The 16,572-nt window shown below is 70.0% G+C and carries 15 protein-coding genes; 4 read left to right on the top strand and 11 right to left on the bottom strand.

Annotated features, from left to right (window positions below; all coding sequences use genetic code 11):
* Positions 1-29 precede the first annotated feature (29 nt).
* On the bottom strand, positions 30-1,049 hold the full coding sequence (locus Psi02_RS25710) for a DMT family transporter (protein ID WP_203978221.1): 1,020 nt from the start codon (positions 1,047-1,049) through the stop codon (positions 30-32).
* On the opposite strand from Psi02_RS25710, the gene Psi02_RS25705 reads away from it, so the two are divergent.
* From Psi02_RS25705 to Psi02_RS25690, 4 genes are all read left to right on the top strand, one after another.
* Positions 1,048-2,451: an aminotransferase-like domain-containing protein gene (locus tag Psi02_RS25705; protein ID WP_203978220.1), complete on the top strand. Its 1,404-nt coding sequence runs from the start codon at positions 1,048-1,050 to the stop codon at positions 2,449-2,451. The genes Psi02_RS25710 and Psi02_RS25705 overlap by 2 nt on opposite strands.
* A 221-nt stretch (positions 2,452-2,672) precedes the next feature.
* Positions 2,673-3,251, top strand: coding sequence for a CGNR zinc finger domain-containing protein (locus Psi02_RS25700; protein WP_203978219.1), 579 nt, complete (start codon positions 2,673-2,675; stop codon positions 3,249-3,251).
* A 5-nt stretch (positions 3,252-3,256) separates the two neighbouring features.
* The gene (locus Psi02_RS25695; protein WP_203978218.1) at positions 3,257-3,841 is read left to right on the top strand and encodes a GNAT family N-acetyltransferase; all 585 of its coding nucleotides are present in this window, start codon (positions 3,257-3,259) and stop codon (positions 3,839-3,841) included.
* A gap of 246 nt (positions 3,842-4,087) precedes the next feature.
* The gene (locus Psi02_RS25690) at positions 4,088-4,957 is read left to right on the top strand and encodes a 1,4-dihydroxy-2-naphthoate polyprenyltransferase (protein WP_203978217.1); all 870 of its coding nucleotides are present in this window, start codon (positions 4,088-4,090) and stop codon (positions 4,955-4,957) included.
* A 57-nt stretch (positions 4,958-5,014) separates the two neighbouring features.
* Here Psi02_RS25690 and dapB read toward each other — a convergent pair whose 3' ends face one another.
* The 10 genes from dapB to infB all read right to left on the bottom strand — a co-directional run.
* Positions 5,015-5,752: a 4-hydroxy-tetrahydrodipicolinate reductase gene (gene dapB / locus Psi02_RS25685; RefSeq protein WP_203978216.1), complete on the bottom strand. Its 738-nt coding sequence runs from the start codon at positions 5,750-5,752 to the stop codon at positions 5,015-5,017.
* Between the two features lie 90 nt (positions 5,753-5,842).
* Entirely contained in the window at positions 5,843-7,153 is a 1,311-nt protein-coding gene (locus Psi02_RS25680; protein WP_203978215.1) for a M16 family metallopeptidase, read from the bottom strand.
* Complete coding sequence (locus Psi02_RS25675; RefSeq protein ID WP_203978214.1) at positions 7,150-9,456, bottom strand: polyribonucleotide nucleotidyltransferase; 2,307 nt, start codon at positions 9,454-9,456, stop codon at positions 7,150-7,152. The genes Psi02_RS25680 and Psi02_RS25675 overlap by 4 nt, the downstream gene beginning before the upstream one ends.
* 367 nt (positions 9,457-9,823) lie before the next feature.
* Positions 9,824-10,093 carry a 30S ribosomal protein S15 gene (gene rpsO, locus Psi02_RS25670; protein WP_203957134.1) on the bottom strand — a complete coding sequence of 90 codons (270 nt, stop codon included), beginning with the start codon at positions 10,091-10,093 and terminating at the stop codon, positions 9,824-9,826.
* Positions 10,094-10,333: 240 nt separating this feature from the next.
* The gene (locus Psi02_RS25665) at positions 10,334-11,302 is read right to left on the bottom strand and encodes a bifunctional riboflavin kinase/FAD synthetase (RefSeq protein ID WP_203978213.1); all 969 of its coding nucleotides are present in this window, start codon (positions 11,300-11,302) and stop codon (positions 10,334-10,336) included.
* A 194-nt stretch (positions 11,303-11,496) separates the two neighbouring features.
* Positions 11,497-12,396 carry a tRNA pseudouridine(55) synthase TruB gene (gene truB, locus Psi02_RS25660; protein WP_203978212.1) on the bottom strand — a complete coding sequence of 300 codons (900 nt, stop codon included), beginning with the start codon at positions 12,394-12,396 and terminating at the stop codon, positions 11,497-11,499.
* A gap of 177 nt (positions 12,397-12,573) precedes the next feature.
* The gene (locus Psi02_RS25655; RefSeq protein ID WP_203978211.1) at positions 12,574-13,593 is read right to left on the bottom strand and encodes a DHH family phosphoesterase; all 1,020 of its coding nucleotides are present in this window, start codon (positions 13,591-13,593) and stop codon (positions 12,574-12,576) included.
* Positions 13,590-14,075, bottom strand: a complete 486-nt coding sequence (gene rbfA, locus Psi02_RS25650) for a 30S ribosome-binding factor RbfA (RefSeq protein WP_203978210.1) — start codon at positions 14,073-14,075, stop codon at positions 13,590-13,592. The genes Psi02_RS25655 and rbfA overlap by 4 nt, the downstream gene beginning before the upstream one ends.
* 48 nt (positions 14,076-14,123) lie before the next feature.
* Positions 14,124-14,423, bottom strand: coding sequence for a DUF503 domain-containing protein (locus Psi02_RS25645; RefSeq protein WP_203882775.1), 300 nt, complete (start codon positions 14,421-14,423; stop codon positions 14,124-14,126).
* A gap of 61 nt (positions 14,424-14,484) precedes the next feature.
* On the bottom strand, positions 14,485-16,572 hold a 2,088-nt coding region (gene infB / locus Psi02_RS25640; protein WP_203978209.1), incomplete at its 5' end, for a translation initiation factor IF-2.

The following is a 16,572-nucleotide window of genomic DNA, read 5'->3' as shown; positions in this document are numbered from 1 at the left end:
CCCTATCCTGCGCCGACCTGTTACACGATTCAAGCCCTTCCGGCTCCGCTCTCGCCCGTGTCCGGCAGCGACCGTCGCCGGGCGCGGGCCCGCAGCCCTCGCTCCCGCCCGGGATCGGCGCCCCTCCGGCTGCCCTGGCTCACCGCGACGCAGACGAGGACGGCGGTCGCGGCCACGACGGTCGCGACGCCGAACCGCTCGTCCAGCAGCAGCCAGGCCCAGACGAGGGTGAGGAGCGGCTGCGTCAACTGGACCTGCCCGGCACGGGCGATCCCCCCGATGGCGAGCCCGGCATACCAGGGGATGAAGCCGAGGAACATCGAGATCAGGCTCACGTAGGCGAAGCCCGCCAGGGACACGGCGGTGAGCCGGGGATCGGTCACCAGCGCAAGGACGACGGTCGCGGGCACCGTGAGGGGGGCCGCCATGACCAGCGCGTACGAGATGACCCGCCAGCCCGGCTCCGCACGGGCCAACCGGCCGCCCTCGGTGTAACCGACGGCCGCCGAGAGCAGGGCGAGGACGAGCAGCAGGTCGGCGCCCGCGAACTCCCCGCTCCCCCTGGTGAGGGTGAACGCCGTGATGGACACCACTCCCCCGGCGCACGCGAGCCAGAAGAGCACCCGCGGGCGTTCCCCCGCCCGCAGGACGGCGCAGGCGGCGGTCGCCGCCGGCAACAACCCGATGACGACCGCGGAGTGCGCCGTGCTCGCGCCACTGTGCAGGGCCAGCCCGCTGAACAACGGGAAGCCCACGACCACCCCGAGGACGATCAGACCGTACGAGCGGAGATGCGCACGAGGCGGCAGGAGGGGCGCGCCCGCCACCTTGAGGCAGATCACGGCCACGATCGACGCGAAGGCGGCGCGCCCGATCGCCACCAGATAGGGATCGAGGCCGCGCATCGCGAAGACGGTGGCGGGAAACGACCCGGAGAACGCGATCACTCCGATCCCCGCGAGCAGAGTGCCCCGCCAGGCGCGTCGCCGGTCCGCCGCCATGTGCAGCGCTACCGGCGGAGAGGCGATAGCGCTATTGTCAGTCTTCATGAATGACGATAGCAGTATCGTGCGTCTTGCCGCGATCCTCCGGAAAGAGGTGGAGAAGTCGCGGCCCGGCGAGCGACTGCCGTCGAGCCGGGAGATCATGCGCCGTCACGGGGTGAGTCCGGTGACGGTCTCCCGGGCCATCGCCCAACTCGCCGCGGAAGGGCGCGTGGTGACCCGGCCGGGCAGCGGAGCGTTCGTGACCTCTGTCCGCACGCCCGCGGCCGAGGCCCCGGACCTGTCGTGGCAGACCGTCTCACTCGGGGACCGGGTCGTGGACGACTCGGGTGTCGTGAGCCTGCTCGCACAGCCGACGGACGGTGTGATCCCGTTGACGGGCGGCTATCTGAATCCGGAACTCCGGCCGGTGCGGGAGTTGTCCGCTGCGGGGGCGAGAGCCGTACGGAGACCGGGAAGCTGGGCGGTGCCGCCCCTCAGCGGCCTGCCCGACCTGCGGCGGTGGTTCGCGAGCGAAGTGGCCGGCACGGTGACGCAGAGCGACGTCCTCGTGGTCAGCGGAGGCCAGTCGGCGCTCACCCACGCCTTCCGTGCACTGGCCGCCCCCGGCGAGGCCGTGCTGGTGGAGACCCCCACATATCCGGGTGCGCTCGCAGCCGCAAAGGCGGCCGGGCTGCGGGCGACGGCGGTGCCGGTCGACGTCGACGGCGTGCGGCCCGACCTGCTGGCGGAGGCCTTCGCGCTCACGGGCGCGCGGGTCTTCCTCTGCCAGCCCACACTGCACAATCCGACCGGGGCGACGCTGCCCCTCGAGCGCAGGGAACAGGTGCTGGCCGTCGCCGCGGCGGCCGGAGCCTTCGTGATCGAGGACGACTACGCGAGATATCTCACGCGGGGCCCGGTGCCGCCGCCCATGGTGACCCTCGACCGGCACGGCACGGTCGTCCACATCCTGTCGCTGAGCAAGATCACCGCGCCGAGTCTCCGGGTGGCCGGTCTGATCGCGCGCGGCCCGGCCGCCCGGCGTCTGCGGGCGAGCCAGGTCGTCGAGTCCTTCTTCGTCGCCGGGCCACTCCAGGAGACCGCCCTCGAGTTCGTCGGCTCACCCGGATGGCGCCGGCACATCGCGGCGGTCGGGCACGAGGTCGACGTCCGGCAGGAGGCGCTTCTCACCGGCCTGGCCCTGCACGCCCCCGAGGTGGAGGTCCATCTCGTCCCGCGTGGAGGCCTGCACGTCTGGTTGCGGCTTCCCCAGGAGACCGACGAGGCGATGCTCGTGGAGGCGGCACGCCGGGAGGGCGTCCTGGTCAGCCCCGGACGGATCTACTACCCCTCCGAGCCGCCCGGCCCCCGGCTCCGGCTGACCCATATCGCGGCCGTCACCCTCGCCGAGTTGGGCGAGGGCGTCCGGCGCTTCGGGGTCGCGCTCCGGGGTCTCGAACCGTGAGGTTCATGCTCTCGGCCCGCTCAACGGGTGCCGGCCTTCTTTCGTGCGGCGGGCACGCGCCTGCGGTCGCGGCGGCTCTTCTCCTGCATGGCCAGGTAGGCCAGGTAGCTGATGCGCATCGTTCCTCCAGAAATACTCGACACCGGTGAAACACTTATACTGGTGTTGAATATTCCGTGCCGGCGACTCCCCTACAGTGGTGGGAGGAGGCGATCACCCAGATGACGAGTCCGGCGGAGCTGCTCCGCGACTTCGTGAACACCTACGACGTCGAGGAGGACGCCGATGAGCTGTCCTCCCCCGCCGAGCTGTCCCTGTGGCTTCGTGAGCGGGGACTGATCGACGCCGCCGACAGCGCCATGGAAGGCGACCTCATGGTGGCGACCCGGCTGCGCGAAGGACTGCGGCACGTCCTGATCGCCAACCACGACGCCACGCCGTACGACGTCTCCGGCGACCTGGCCTCCGCCCTGCGCGCGCTGCCGATGCGGGTGACGCTGACCGATGGGACGCCGGCGCTGGAGCCGGCGGTCGCCGGCGCACCGGCCGGGCTGGCGAGGATCGCCGCGCTGATCCCCGCCGCCCACGCCGACGGGTCCTGGTCGCGGCTGAAGGTGTGCGCGGAGAGCACCTGCCAGTGGGCGTTCATCGACTCCTCGAAGAACCGGTCCCGCTCCTGGTGCTCGATGCGCGTGTGCGGGAATCGCAGCAAAACCCGGACATATCGGGCGCGACGCCGGGCGGACGACCCATCAGGCCACGACGACCAGTACGGTGAGACGGGCAAGGAAGGGAGTTGACCCACATGGGTGTCAGGACTGCTCGCCTCGAGGACGTCGAAGCGGTGACGAGCACCCAGATCCGCGCGTGGAAGTACGGCTACCGCGACTTCCTGCCGCCCGGTCCGCTGGAGCAGATGACGGGTGCGGCCGCCGAGAAGATGTGGCGCCGCCAGTGGGACGAGGCGATCGTCTCGCCGCCCACTCCCCGGCATCGCGTGCTCGTGGCCGTGGAACGCGTCATGCCCGACAGCGAAACCTCGGACGCCGCGGAGACCGAGGAGTCGTCGGACTCCGATCGCGTCGTCGGGCTGGCCTCGCACGGACCGGCCGAGGACCCGGACGTGAGCCCCTCCACGACCGCGGAGCTGCTCACCCTGCTGATCGACCCCAATCACATCCGGCGTGGTCACGGCAGCAGGCTCCTCAACGCGACCGTCGACCACCTGCGCGACGACGGCATCCGCACCGTGGTGACGTGGGTCTTCGCCGACGATCACGCGATGGTCGGCTTCCTGGAGTCGGCCGGCTGGGGCGAGGACGGTGCGGAGCGCGTGCTCGACATGGGCCGCCCCATCCGCATGATCCGCCTGACCACCGACATCAGCTGACCCCCCGCCCCCCTCCGCCGTGATCATGCACACCTTCGCGCCCACCCCGTCCGACCTGCCCTCCCCCCGGGCGTGATCATGCACAGGTTCGTGCATATGGCCTCCGACCAGCACGCTCTTCGGGCGCGATCATGCGCAGATTCGCGCGCGCGGCTGTGACCTGTGGGCATTCAGTTCGTGATCATGCATCCCAGGCGTCCCTTTCGCGGTCCCGCGAAGGCAAGACAAGCAAGAAAAGGTAAGAAAGTGGCCACACCAGCTCAGTGGTTAGCGGGCGCACGCCCCCGTACGCTCCCCGCGGCCGTCGTCCCCGTCGTCGTCGGCACAGGGGCGGCGATCTCGCAAGGCGGCGCGGTCTGGTGGCGGGCCGTGATCGCGCTGTTCGTGGCGCTGGCCCTGCAGGTCGGGGTGAACTACGCCAACGACTACAGCGACGGCGTCAAGGGCACGGACCGGGACCGGGTCGGCCCGATGCGACTGGTGGGCTCGGGCGTGGCCCCGCCGAAGGCCGTGCTCGCCGCCGCCCTCGCGTGCTTCGCCGCCGCCGCGGTCGCCGGGCTCGCCCTCGTGATCGTGACCGGCGCGTGGTGGCTGCTCCTGGTCGGGCTCGCCGCCATCCTGGCCGCATGGTTCTACACCGGAGGTTCCCGCCCGTACGGCTATCGCGCCATGGGCGAGATCTCGGTCTTCGTGTTCTTCGGCCTGGTGGCCGTCGCGGGCACGACCTATGTCCAACTGGAGCGGCTGACCTGGCTGTCCCTCGTCGCGGCGATCCCCGTGGGCCTGCTCGCGTGCGCCCTGCTGGTCGTCAACAACCTGCGCGACATCAATACCGACGTGGTGTCCGGCAAGCGGACCCTCGCCGTGGTCCTCGGTGACGGCCGCACACGCGTGCTCTACTCCGCGGCGCTGATCCTGCCGATCGTGATCGCGCTCGTCCTGGTGCCGGCTCGGCCCTTCGCCGCGCTCACCCTGCTGGCCGTTCCCCTTGTGGCGGCTCCCGTCAAGGCGGTCCGCTCCGGTGCGACCGGCCCGGCGCTCATCGCCACACTCCAGCAGACCGGGCGCCTCCAACTCGTCTTCGGCGTCCTGTTCGCGATCGGCCTCGCGCTCTGACCCGCGTGCCCGTACGGCTGCCGCCGAAACCCCGGCAGCCGTACCCTGGCGCGCCGCCTACAGGTCGAGGAGACGGTCGAGCCCGACCGTGAGACCGGCCAGTCCCTGAACGCGGCGGACGCCGAGCAGCACGCCCGGCATGAAGGACGACCTGTTCATCGTGTCGTGCCGGATCGTCAGGATCTCCCCGTCACCACCGAGGATCACCTCCTGGTGGGCGATCAGCCCGGCCAGCCGTACGGCGTGCACGTGAACGCCGTCGACCGAGGCCCCGCGGGCGCCCTCGAGCTCGGTGGTCGTGGCGTCGGGTGACGGGCCCAGCCCCGCCTTCCTGCGCGCCTCGGCGATGAGCTCAGCCGTACGGCGGGCCGTTCCCGACGGCGCGTCCGCCTTGTTGGGGTGGTGCAGTTCGACGATCTCGGCCGACTCGAAGTACTTGGCCGCCTGCTGGGCGAAGTGCATCATGAGCACGGCGGCGATGCCGAAGTTGGGCGCGATCAGCGCGTTGGTCCCCGGGCTGGCGGCGAGCCAGCCGCGCACGGTCTCGAGCCGCCCCGCGTCGAAGCCGGTGGTGCCGACCACGGGGTGGATGCCGTTGCCGATGCACCATTCGAGGTTGCCCATGACGACGTCGGGGTGGGTGAAGTCGACGACCACCTCCGCGCTCGCCAGAGCGTCGAGGGAGTCGTCCTTGTCGACCGCTCCCACCAACTCCAGGTCCTCCGCCGCGTGCACGGCCTTGCAGACTTCCACACCGACGCGCCCGCGAGCGCCCAGAACACCGACCTTAATCACGCGCCCAAGGCTATATCGCCCGCACGGGCCGACATGACGAAGCCGCGCGGGCGACGAGCGCACCGCGCGGCTTCGAGTGAACGACGGACCTCAGGCGATCGCGAAGCCGAAGTCCTTGTCCGAGTAGGGACCGATGACCGCGAGCGTCAGCGGCCGGTTCAAGATGTCGCCGGCCACGGCGGCGAGGTCGTCGGGTGTGACCGCCTCGATCCGGGCGAGGACCTCGTCCACCGACATGAGCTCCTCGTAGACGAGTTCGCTCTTGCCGATGCGGGACATGCGGGAACCGGTGTCCTCCAGCCCCAGCACGAGCCCGCCGCGCATCTGGCCCTTGCCGCGGGCGATCTCCTCGGCGGTGATGCCCTCGGCCACGACCCTGGCCACCTCGTCACGGCAGATCTTCAGCACATCGTCGATCTTGGACGGCAGGCAGCCGACGTAGATGCCGAACTGGCCGGTGTCGGCGTACTGGGAGGTGTAGCTGTACGCGCTGTAGGCCAGGCCGCGCTTCTCCCGGATCTCCTGGAACAGGCGTGACGACATGCCGCCGCCGAGCGCCGCGTTCAGGACACCCAGGGCGAAACGCCGCTCGTCCGTCCGGGACACGCCCGTCATGCCGAGGACCAGGTTGGCCTGCTCGGTGGGACGGTCGACGACCCTGATGCCGGAACGCTCCTCGACGCCGGGACCGCCGAGCCGAGGAGGCGCGGGGCTGGCCGAACTGCCCAGCGCCCCTGCCCGCTCGTACGCCGCGGCCACCAGTTCGACCACCCGCTCGTGGCTCACGTTGCCGGCCACCGACACGACGGTCTGCGGCGGCACGTAGTAGCGCTGGTAGTACTCGGCGATGCGGTCACGGGTGAGCGCGTTGATCGACTCCTCGTTGCCGAGGATCGGCCGCCCGATCGGCGTGTCGCCGTACAACTCGGCGGAGAACTGCTCGTGCACCACGTCGGACGGATCGTCGTCGTGCATGGCGATCTCTTCGAGGATCACGCCGCGCTCGGACTCCACGTCCTCAGCGGTGACCAGCGAGGAGGTGACCACGTCGGCGAGCACGTCGATCGCGATCGGCAGGTCCTCGTCGAGCACCCGGGCGTAGTAGCAGGTGTACTCCTTGGCGGTGAAGGCGTTGATCTCACCGCCGATGCCCTCGATGGACGCCGAGATCTCCATGGCGTCCCGTGTGGGCGTGCCCTTGAAGAGCAGGTGCTCGAGGAAGTGGGTGGCCCCCATGTGCTCGGGGGCCTCGTCACGTGATCCGATGCCGACCCACATGCCGACCGCGACGCTTCGCACGGTCGGCATGGTCTCGGTCACCACCCGGAGACCGCCGGGAAGGACGGTGCGGCGAATGACGCCCGCGCCGTCCTTACCGGGGTGCAGAGTCGTGGTGGTCACGAGTTGCGGTCGTCCCGGCCACCGCGGGTGCGGCGGCGCGGCCTCTCCGTGCGCTGCTCGTCCTGCGGCTCCGCCGCCGCCACGGGCGCGCTCTCGACCTCGTCGCCGCCACCGGCCGCCTTCTCCGCGGCCTCCTTCTCGACGACCTCGACCGGCACCAGCGACAGCTTGCCGCGGGCGTCGATCTCGGCGATCTCGACCTGGACCTTCTCGCCGACGCTCATGACGTCCTCGACGTTCTCGATGCGCTTGCCGCCGTGCAGCTTGCGGATCTGAGAGACGTGCAGCAGGCCGTCCTTGCCGGGCAGCAGCGACACGAACGCGCCGAAGGCGGCGATCTTGACGACCGTGCCCAGGTAGCGCTCGCCGACCTCCGGCATGTGCGGGTTCGCGATGCCGTTGATCAGCGTCCGGGCCGCCTCGGCCGACGGGCCGTCGGTGGCGCCGATGTAGATCGTGCCGTCGTCCTCGATCGTGATCTCGGCGCCGGTGTCGTCCTGGATCTGGTTGATCATCTTGCCCTTGGGGCCGATGACTTCGCCGATCTTGTCTACCGGGACCTTGATCGTGATGATGCGCGGCGCCGTCGGGTTCATCTCCGCCGGGGAGTCGATGGCCTCCTGCATCACGTCCAGGATCGCCAGCCGCGCGCCGCGCGCCTGCTTGAGCGCGGCCGCCAGCACGCTGGCCGGGATGCCGTCCAGCTTGGTGTCGAGCTGCAGGGCCGTGATGACGTCCTTGGTGCCGGCGACCTTGAAGTCCATGTCGCCCATGGCGTCCTCGGCGCCGAGGATGTCGGTCAGCGTGACGAACTGGTCGCCCTCGCCGATGAGACCCATGGCGATGCCGGCCACCATCTCCTTGAGCGGGACACCCGCGTCGAGCAGGGCCATCGTCGAGGCGCAGACCGAGCCCATCGAGGTCGAGCCGTTCGAGCCCAGCGCCTCCGACACCTGCCGGATCGCGTACGGGAACTCCTCACGCGAGGGCAGCACGGGGATGAGCGCGCGCTCGGCGAGCGCCCCGTGGCCGATCTCGCGGCGCTTGGGCGAGCCCACGCGGCCGGTCTCACCGGTGGAGTACGGCGGGAAGTTGTAGTTGTGCATGTAGCGCTTGGTGCGCTCGGGGTTCAGCGTGTCGATCATCTGCTCCATGCGGAGCATGTTCAGCGTGGTGATCCCGAGGATCTGGGTCTCACCGCGCTCGAACAGCGCCGAACCGTGCACCCGCGGGACCACGTGGACCTCGGCGTTGAGCTGCCGGATGTCCTTGGGGCCGCGGCCGTCGATGCGGACGCCCTCCTTGATGACGCGCGCGCGCATGAGCTTCTTGGTCAGCGACCGGAACGCGGCGCCGACCTCCTTCTCCCGGCCCTCGAAGTCGGCGAGGACCTTCTCCGCGGCGAGCGCCTTGACCCGCTCGATCTCGAGCTCGCGCTCCTGCTTGCCCGCGATGGTCAGCGCGGAGGCGAGCTCGGTGCTGACGGCCGCGGTGACGGCCTCCAGGACGTCGTCCTGGTAGTCCAGGAAGATCGGGTACTCCGCGGTCTCCTTGGCGGCGACCCCGGCCAGCTTCGCCTGCGCGTCGCACAGAACCTTGATGAACGGCTTGGCCGCCTCGAGGCCCTGGGCCACGGTCTCCTCGGTCGGGGCGACCGCGCCCTCGGCGACCAGCTTGAGCGTGTCGCGCGTCGACTCGGCCTCGACCATCATGATCGCGACGTCGCCGTCCGCCAGGACACGACCCGCCACGACCATGTCGAACGTGGCGTTCTCGAGCTCGGGGTGGGTCGGGAACGCCACCCACTGGCCCTCGATCAGCGCGACGCGGACGCCGCCGATCGGGCCGGAGAACGGCAGGCCGGCGAGCTGCGTGGACAGGCTGGCCGCGTTGATCGCGACCACGTCGTACAGGTGGTCCGGGTGCAGCGACATGACGGTCGCCACGACCTGGATCTCGTTGCGCAGGCCCTTGACGAACGACGGGCGCAGCGGCCGGTCGATCAGGCGGCAGGTGAGGATCGCGTCCTCGGACGGCCGGCCCTCCCTGCGGAAGAACGAGCCGGGAATCCGGCCCGCGGCGTACATCCGCTCCTCGACGTCGACGGTGAGCGGGAAGAAGTCCAAGTTCTCCTTGGGATTCTTGGACGCGGTGGTGGCGGACAGGACCATCGTCTCGTCGTCGAGATAGACGACGGAGCTTCCTGCCGCCTGGCGCGCGAGGCGACCGGTCTCGAACCGGATCGTGCGCGTGCCGAAGGAGCCGTTATCGATAACGGCTTCCGTGCTGTGGACACCCTCCACGGGGGACCTCCTTCTCGGGTCGGTCTCCCGCGTCCTTCCGTTTGCCGGGCTCCCCGTTCAGGTGCAGTGCCGGTCTTCGATCGAAGCGCCCGGTTTCGTCTGTACGGCTGTCGCCGTACTGACCGGGGGCCACTACCGAGGACCGGCCCTCTCACGCCGCGGGATCGCGCGTGCTGCTTGCTTGCGGACGCGGGGCACATGTTCTGTCGGGTCGAGTCGGCCTTCCGGCTCCCTCTCCCTCTCGGCTATTCAGTTGTCTCGTCCCGGGCCGCTCACACCGGCGGCTCCCCGGGACCTTTCTCGTAGCAGGCCAATTGTGGCCTGCTACGAGAAAGGAGCGGCGAAGACTCGCCGCTCCTCGCCCACGCTATCGGCGCAGACCCAGCCGCTCGATCAGCGTGCGGTACCGGGTGATGTCCTTGGCCTGCAGGTACTTCAGCAGCCGGCGGCGGCGGCCGACCAGCAGGAGCAGACCGCGACGGCTGTGGTGGTCGTGCTTGTGGGTCTTCAGGTGCTCCGTGAGGTCGCTGATGCGCTTGCTCAGCAGCGCGATCTGGACCTCAGGGGACCCGGTGTCGCCCTCGCCCGTGCCGTACTCGGTGACGATGGCCTTGGTGGTGGCGGTGTCAAGCGACACTGCTTCTCCTTCTCATGGGAAGGCACGCGGAATACTCTCAAGCCCGCGAACGACCGTGCGTGCCTACAGTCGCCGTGACAGGCCAGCCCGGTGGTGAGAAGCACCATCTGAACATGGCTGACATGCAAGGCTACCACCGCAGCTCAGCGGGCCGCACACTCGCGATCGCGAAGGGGTCCGGACGGTCGTCCCCGCCCGGCCTGCCGGTCATCTCGCCTGGTCATCGCCGGCTTGCCCTGGTCATCCCCGACTTGTCCGGTCATCCCCGACGGTCAGGCGGCGGGCCTCGTCGACGTCCGCACGCATCTGCACGATCAGGTCCTCGATCGAGTCGAACCTGAGGGTGTCGCGGAGCCGCTCCGAGAAGTCGACCGCCACGTGCGCGCCGTAGAGATCGAGATCGTCGCGGTCCAGGGCGTACGCCTCGACTGTGCGCGACACCCCGTCGAAGGTCGGATTCGTACCGATGGAGATCGCGGCCGGCCACCGCTGCCCCTCGTACGGCGAGGGCTCCTGCGTGCACTGCAGCCACCCCGCGTAGACCCCGTCGGCCGGGATCGCCATGTGCTGGGGCGATTCGACGTTGGCCGTCGGGAAGCCGAGCGCCCGGCCGCGCTGATGACCCCGGACGACCACTCCCTCGACGCGGTGGGGCCGGCCGAGCGCCGCCGTCGCGCCGACCACGTCCCCCGCGGCCAGCATCTCGCGGATCAAGGTCGACGAAATGGCCTCGCCGTCACGTACCAACGGCACGCCTTCAGTCACGTAATCGTATTTTTCGCCCAGCGTCCTCAATGTCTCGATATCGCCGGAGGCTTTGTGGCCGAAGCGGAAGTTCTCCCCCACCACGACCCCGGCCGCATGGAGCCGGTCGACCAGGGCGGTCTGCACGAACTCGTCCGGCGACATCCGGGAGAACTCGAGCGTGAACGGCAGCACGCACACCGCGTCGACGCCCAGCGCCGCGAGCAGTTGGGTGCGCCGGTGCGGAGTGGTCAGCTGCGGCGGGTGGCTGCCCGGCCGCACGACCTCGTCAGGATGGGGGTCGAAGGTCACGGCCACGGCGGGAACACCGAGGTCCCGGGCCAAATCGACCGCCCTGGCCACCATGTGCTGGTGACCGTGGTGCACACCGTCGAACACGCCGATCGTGACGACGGACCTGCCCCAGTCCCCGGGGACGTCCTCCAGCCCGTGCCAGCCCTGCACCTCGACCTCGATTCCTGTACGGCTTTCGCCAACCGGCCGAAGACAAGCCTGCCATGCCCTACGGCGATTGCGGGAACCAGCCCCTGGACAGTCTCCGATCAGCGTCTGATTCAGGGCCTGATTCCGAGCCTTGATTCAGTGCCTGGTTCCGCGCCTGCTTCCGCGCCTGCTTCCGCGCCTGGTGCAGAACTCGCTCAGGGCACGAAGACCGCGAGCGGCCTCGCCGTCCCGCCGCGCTCCTCGACGAGCGCCAGCAACGTGCCGTCGGGGCCGAAGACCCCGATAGGCCCGGCGCCCAGGCCCGCCGACGCGAGGCGCCCTCCGTGCGCGACCAGCCGGGCCTCCTCCTCCGACACGTCCCTGCGGGGGAACGCGGCGGCCACGGCCTCGGCCATGGGCAGGATCACGCACTCCCGCGACAGGTCGTCGATGGTCCTCGCCGACTCGATGCCGTACGGCCCGACCCGCGTCCTGCGCAAATAGGTGAGATGGCCGCCCACACCGAGGGAGGCGCCGAGATCACGGGCCAGGGCACGGATGTACGTGCCGCTGGAGCAGGTGATCGTGGCGTCGACGTCGACCGACTCCCCCTCCCGGCGGATCCCGGTCACCTCGAAGGCATGGATCGTCACCGGACGGGCCGCGAGCTCGACCTCCTCGCCGGCCCTCGCCCGCTTGTAGGCCCGCTCACCGTTCACCTTGATGGCGCTGACCTGCGGGGGAACCTGCATGATCTCGCCGGTCAGCGCCGCGATCCCCTTGCGGACGTCCTCCTCGGCCACGTGGCCCGCCGGCGTGGTGGCGGTGATCTCCCCGTCGGCGTCGTCGGTGTTGGTCGTGGCGCCGAGACGCAACGTGGCCTCGTAGACCTTCTCGGTGAGCGCGAGATGCCCGAGGAGCCGGGTCGCCTTCTCCACGCCGATCACCAGGACCCCGGTCGCCATCGGGTCCAGGGTGCCCGCATGGCCCACCTTGCGGGTTCCGGCGATGCCGCGCATCTTGCCGACCACGTCATGCGACGTCCATTCCGCCGGCTTGTCGACGATGATCAGCCCACTGGGGGGCGCGGGCCGGCGCGGCCTAGCCGTACTCATGAGAGGTCCAATGCATGGTCACGAAACGAGGGTACGCAGGTCAGGGTGCATGTTCGGGAATTCGCGCATGATCACGAATCGGGTCGTCGCAGGTCAGGCAGGTCGCACCCGAACCTGTGCATGATCACGGGTCAGGTTGGGGCAGGTCGGGACCCCTGCGCGCGAACCTGTGCATGATCACGCGGAAGGGGGGTGTGGGGGGCGGAGGTGGGGGCGGAGGGCGGCCATCGTCTCTTCCGGGGATACGTGGGAGGAGAACCCGGCGGCGGACGGATGCCCTCCGCCGCCGAGGGTGGTGCAGGCCCTGCCCACGTCGATGGCGCCCTTGGAGCGGGTCGAGACGTTCCAGACGCCGTCGTCGGCCTCCTTGAGCACGACCGCGACGTCCGCCTCGTCGACCCGGCGGACGACGTCGATCACGCCCTCCACCTCGTCGTACGGCAGGGCATGTGCCGCGCGGTCGGCCCTGGTCACGTAGGTCCACACGATCCCGTGGCCGGCGGCCTCGGCGGGCTCCAGCGTGACGCGGTCGAGAGCGGCGCCCAGCACCCGCAGATAGGCGAACGGCGACCGGTCCCACAACTCGCGGGCGATCTCGTCCGGGCGGAGGCCCGCGGCGATCAGCCGCCCGGCCATGGCGTGGGCCGCCGGGGTGGTCGCCGAGTATCGGAAGGACCCGGTGTCGGTCACCAGCCCCGTGTAAAGACAGACGGCGACGTCCCGGTCGATCGTGAGCCCGAGCCGGTGGATCAGCTCCTCCACGATCACGGTGGTCGAGGCGGCGGACGGGTCGATGAGGTGCAGCGACCCGAAACCGGTGTTGGAGACGTGATGGTCGAGCACGACCAGGTCCCCGGCCCTGCCCGCGTTGGGGACGAGCAGGCCGAGCCTGTCCATGGTGGAGGCGTCGAACGTGATCATCAGGGGAGGTTCCGCCGGGTAGGCCGCCGGCTCCACCAGGAGGTCCTGACCGGGAAGGAATCGCAGCAGCCTGGGCACCGCGAACCCCTGGTCCCCGAACGAGGCGACCACTTCCGTGCCCGCCTGCCGCAGGGCCAGACCGAAGCCCAGCATCGACCCGAGCGCGTCCCCGTCCGGGGACACATGGCAGGCGAGCGCGACCGAGCCCGCGCCGCGGACCAGTTCCACGGCCCGCTCCCAGTCCGTCTCGGCGACGGCCGTACCGTGCGTGATCACGTTGTGCGGTGCCCTGCCCGGTCCGAAGTCTCGTCCTCGTCCTCTTCGCCGGCCTCGCCGTCCAGTTCCTCGTCGAACCGGTAGGGATCGGCGTCGCCGGCGAACTCCGCGCCTTCGGCCCGCTTGGCGATCTCCTCGTCCCTGGCCTTGGCCACGGCGAGCAGATCGTCCAGGTGGCGCGCGCTGTCGGGCAGCGGGTCGTGGACGAACGAGAGCGTCGGCGTGTGCCTCAGGCCGGTCTGACGGCCGACCTCGGATCGGATGATCCCCTTCGCGCTCTCCAGCGCGGCGGCGGTGCCGCTCCGCTCGGCCTCTGAGCCGAACACGGTGTAGAACACCGTCGCGTCACTCAGATCAGCGGTGATCTTTGCGTCCGTCACCGTCACGAAACCGAGCCGCGGATCCTTGATCCGCCGCTCGAGCATCTCGGCGACGACCTGCTGGATGCGGTCGGCCAGCTTCCTGGCGCGCGCTGCGTCCATGCTCACGCTCCCTCGTTCGATGTACGGCTGACGCGCCGGCCGTTCGGTCTATTCCTCGTGGTCGTTGAACAGCCGCTGCCGTGCCGACAGCAGCTCGATCTCGGGGTGGTAGGCGACCACTCGCTCGCACGCGTCGAGCACCTCGTCGCAGTTGGCCGCCGACGCGGAGACGACGGCGACGCCGATCTCCGCGCGACGGTGCAGGTCCAGATGGCCGGTCTCGGCCACGGCCACACCGGGGAACCGCCGCTGCACCTCAGCGATGAGCGGGCGGATCACGGAGCGCTTCTGCTTCAGCGAATGAACGTCGCCGAGCAGGATGTCCAAAGAAAGAGCACCTACATACATGGGTACGTGTCCACGTCTCGGACGGTTCGGCCGCCGCCCGCGAGGGCGGCGGCCGAAGACGTCAGCTACGCGGCTTCTCCCGCATCTCGAACGTCTCGAAGACGTCGTCGATCTTGATGTCGCTGTATCCGAGGCCGATACCGCACTCGAAGCCCTCGCGGACCTCGGTCGCGTCGTCCTTGAACCGCCGCAGGGACACGACGTTCAGGTTGTCGGCCACGACGACACCGTCGCGGATGATGCGGGCCTTGCTGTTGCGGGTGATCGTGCCCGAGCGGACCAGCGCACCGGCGACGTTGCCGATCTTCGGCACCTTGAAGACCTCGCGGACTTCGGCGGTGCCCGTCTGGACCTCTTCGAACTCCGGCTTCAGCATGCCCTTCAGGGCCGCCTCGATCTCCTCGATCGCCTGGTAGATGACCGAGTAGTACCGGATGTCGACGCCCTCGCGCTCGGCCAGGTCGCGCGCCCGGACCTCGGGGCGGACGTTGAAACCGATGATGACGGCGTTGTCGTCGGCGATCGCGAGGTTGACGTCGTACTCCGTGATCGCACCGACGGCGCGGTGCAGGACGCGGAGGTTGACCTCCTCACCCACATCGATCTTGAGCAGCGCGTCCTCAAGGGCTTCCACCGAACCGGAGACGTCACCCTTGATGATGAGCTTGAGCTCGTCGACCTGGCCCTTCTCGAGGTCCTTGAACAGCTCCTCGAGAGTGCGCCGGCGACCGGACTTGGCCATGTCCGCGATGCGCTGCCGGGCCGCCCGCTGCTGGGCGATCTGACGTGCCATCCGGTCGTCGGTGACGACGATGAAGTTGTCACCGGCGCGGGGGACGGCGGTCAGGCCGAGCACCTGGACCGGACGCGACGGGTCGGCCTCGTCGACCGTGTCCCCGTTGTCGTCCAGCATCGCCCGGACGCGGCCGAATGCCTCGCCACAGACGATCGAGTCGCCGACCCGCAGGGTTCCGCGCTGCACGAGCACGGTCGCCACGGGACCGCGGCCCCGGTCGAGGTTCGCCTCGATGGCCAGGCCCTGGGCGTCCATGTGCGGGTTGGCCCGCAGGTCGAGTTCGGCGTCCGCGGTCAGCACGATGGCCTCGAGCAGGTTGTCGATGCCCGTGCCCTGCTTCGCCGAGATGTCCACGAACAGCGTGGAACCACCGAACTCCTCGGCCACCAGGCCGTACTCGGTCAACTGGGCCCGGACCTTGGTCGGGTCCGCACCCTCCTTGTCGACCTTGTTGACCGCCACCACGACCGGGACGTTCGCCGCCTGGGCGTGGTTGAGCGCCTCGATGGTCTGCGGCTTCACACCGTCGTCGGCCGCGACCACCAGCACCGCGATGTCGGTGGCCTGCGCACCACGGGCACGCATGGCGGTGAACGCCTCGTGACCCGGGGTGTCGATGAAGGTGATCTTCCGCTCTTCACCCTCGTGCACGGCCGTCACCTGGTAGGCGCCGATGTGCTGGGTGATGCCGCCGGCCTCGCGGGCGACGATGTTGGTGTTCCGGATCGCGTCGAGCAGCTTCGTCTTACCGTGGTCGACGTGACCCATGACGGTCACGACCGGCGGACGCGGAGCGAGGTCCTCCTCGTCACCCTCGTCCTCACCGAACTCGATCTTGAAGGACTCGAGAAGCTCCCGGTCCTCCTCCTCCGGGCTGACGACCTGGACGACGTAGTCGAGCTCGGCCCCGAGAAGCTGCAACGTCTCCTCGTTGACCGACTGGGTCGCGGTCACCATCTCGCCGAGGTGCAGCATGATCTGCACGAGCGAGGCGGGGTTCGCGCCGATCCTGTCGGCGAAGTCGGCCAGCGACGCGCCGCGCGGAAGGCGGATCGTCTGCCCGCCGCCACGCGGAGCCTGCACGCCACCGATCGCCGGGGCCTGCATGTTGTCGAACTCTTGACGCCTCTGACGCTTCGACTTGCGACCACGGGTCGGCCGGCCGCCGGGACGCCCGAAGGCACCCGCCGTACCGCCGCCACGGCCACGGCCGCCGCCACCACCGGGACGACCGGCGAAACCGCCGCCGCCACCGCCACCGGGACCGCCCGTGCCGCCACCAGGACGACCGGTGCCCGCGGCACCCGTGCGAGGACCGCCGAAGCCGCCACCGGGACGACCACCGCCGCCACC

This window comes from Planotetraspora silvatica (genome assembly GCF_016863315.1).
GTDB classification, from domain to species: domain Bacteria; phylum Actinomycetota; class Actinomycetes; order Streptosporangiales; family Streptosporangiaceae; genus Planotetraspora; species Planotetraspora silvatica.
The sequence above is the reverse complement of the archived record's forward strand: the minus strand, read 5'-3'. Positions and strand labels throughout refer to the sequence as shown.

Excerpts from the sequence above, each read along its gene's own strand:
- Psi02_RS25705 (WP_203978220.1), top strand. The coding sequence starts at position 1,048 with ATGAATGACGATAGCAGTATCGTGCGTCTTGCCGCGATCCTCCGGAAA.
- Psi02_RS25710 (WP_203978221.1), bottom strand. The coding sequence starts at position 1,049 with ATGAAGACTGACAATAGCGCTATCGCCTCTCCGCCGGTAGCGCTGCAC.
- Psi02_RS25700 (WP_203978219.1), top strand. The coding sequence starts at position 2,673 with ATGACGAGTCCGGCGGAGCTGCTCCGCGACTTCGTGAACACCTACGAC.
- Psi02_RS25695 (WP_203978218.1), top strand. The coding sequence starts at position 3,257 with ATGGGTGTCAGGACTGCTCGCCTCGAGGACGTCGAAGCGGTGACGAGC.
- truB (WP_203978212.1), bottom strand. The coding sequence starts at position 12,396 with ATGAGTACGGCTAGGCCGCGCCGGCCCGCGCCCCCCAGTGGGCTGATC.
- rbfA (WP_203978210.1), bottom strand. The coding sequence starts at position 14,075 with ATGGACGCAGCGCGCGCCAGGAAGCTGGCCGACCGCATCCAGCAGGTC.
- Psi02_RS25645 (WP_203882775.1), bottom strand. The coding sequence starts at position 14,423 with ATGTATGTAGGTGCTCTTTCTTTGGACATCCTGCTCGGCGACGTTCAT.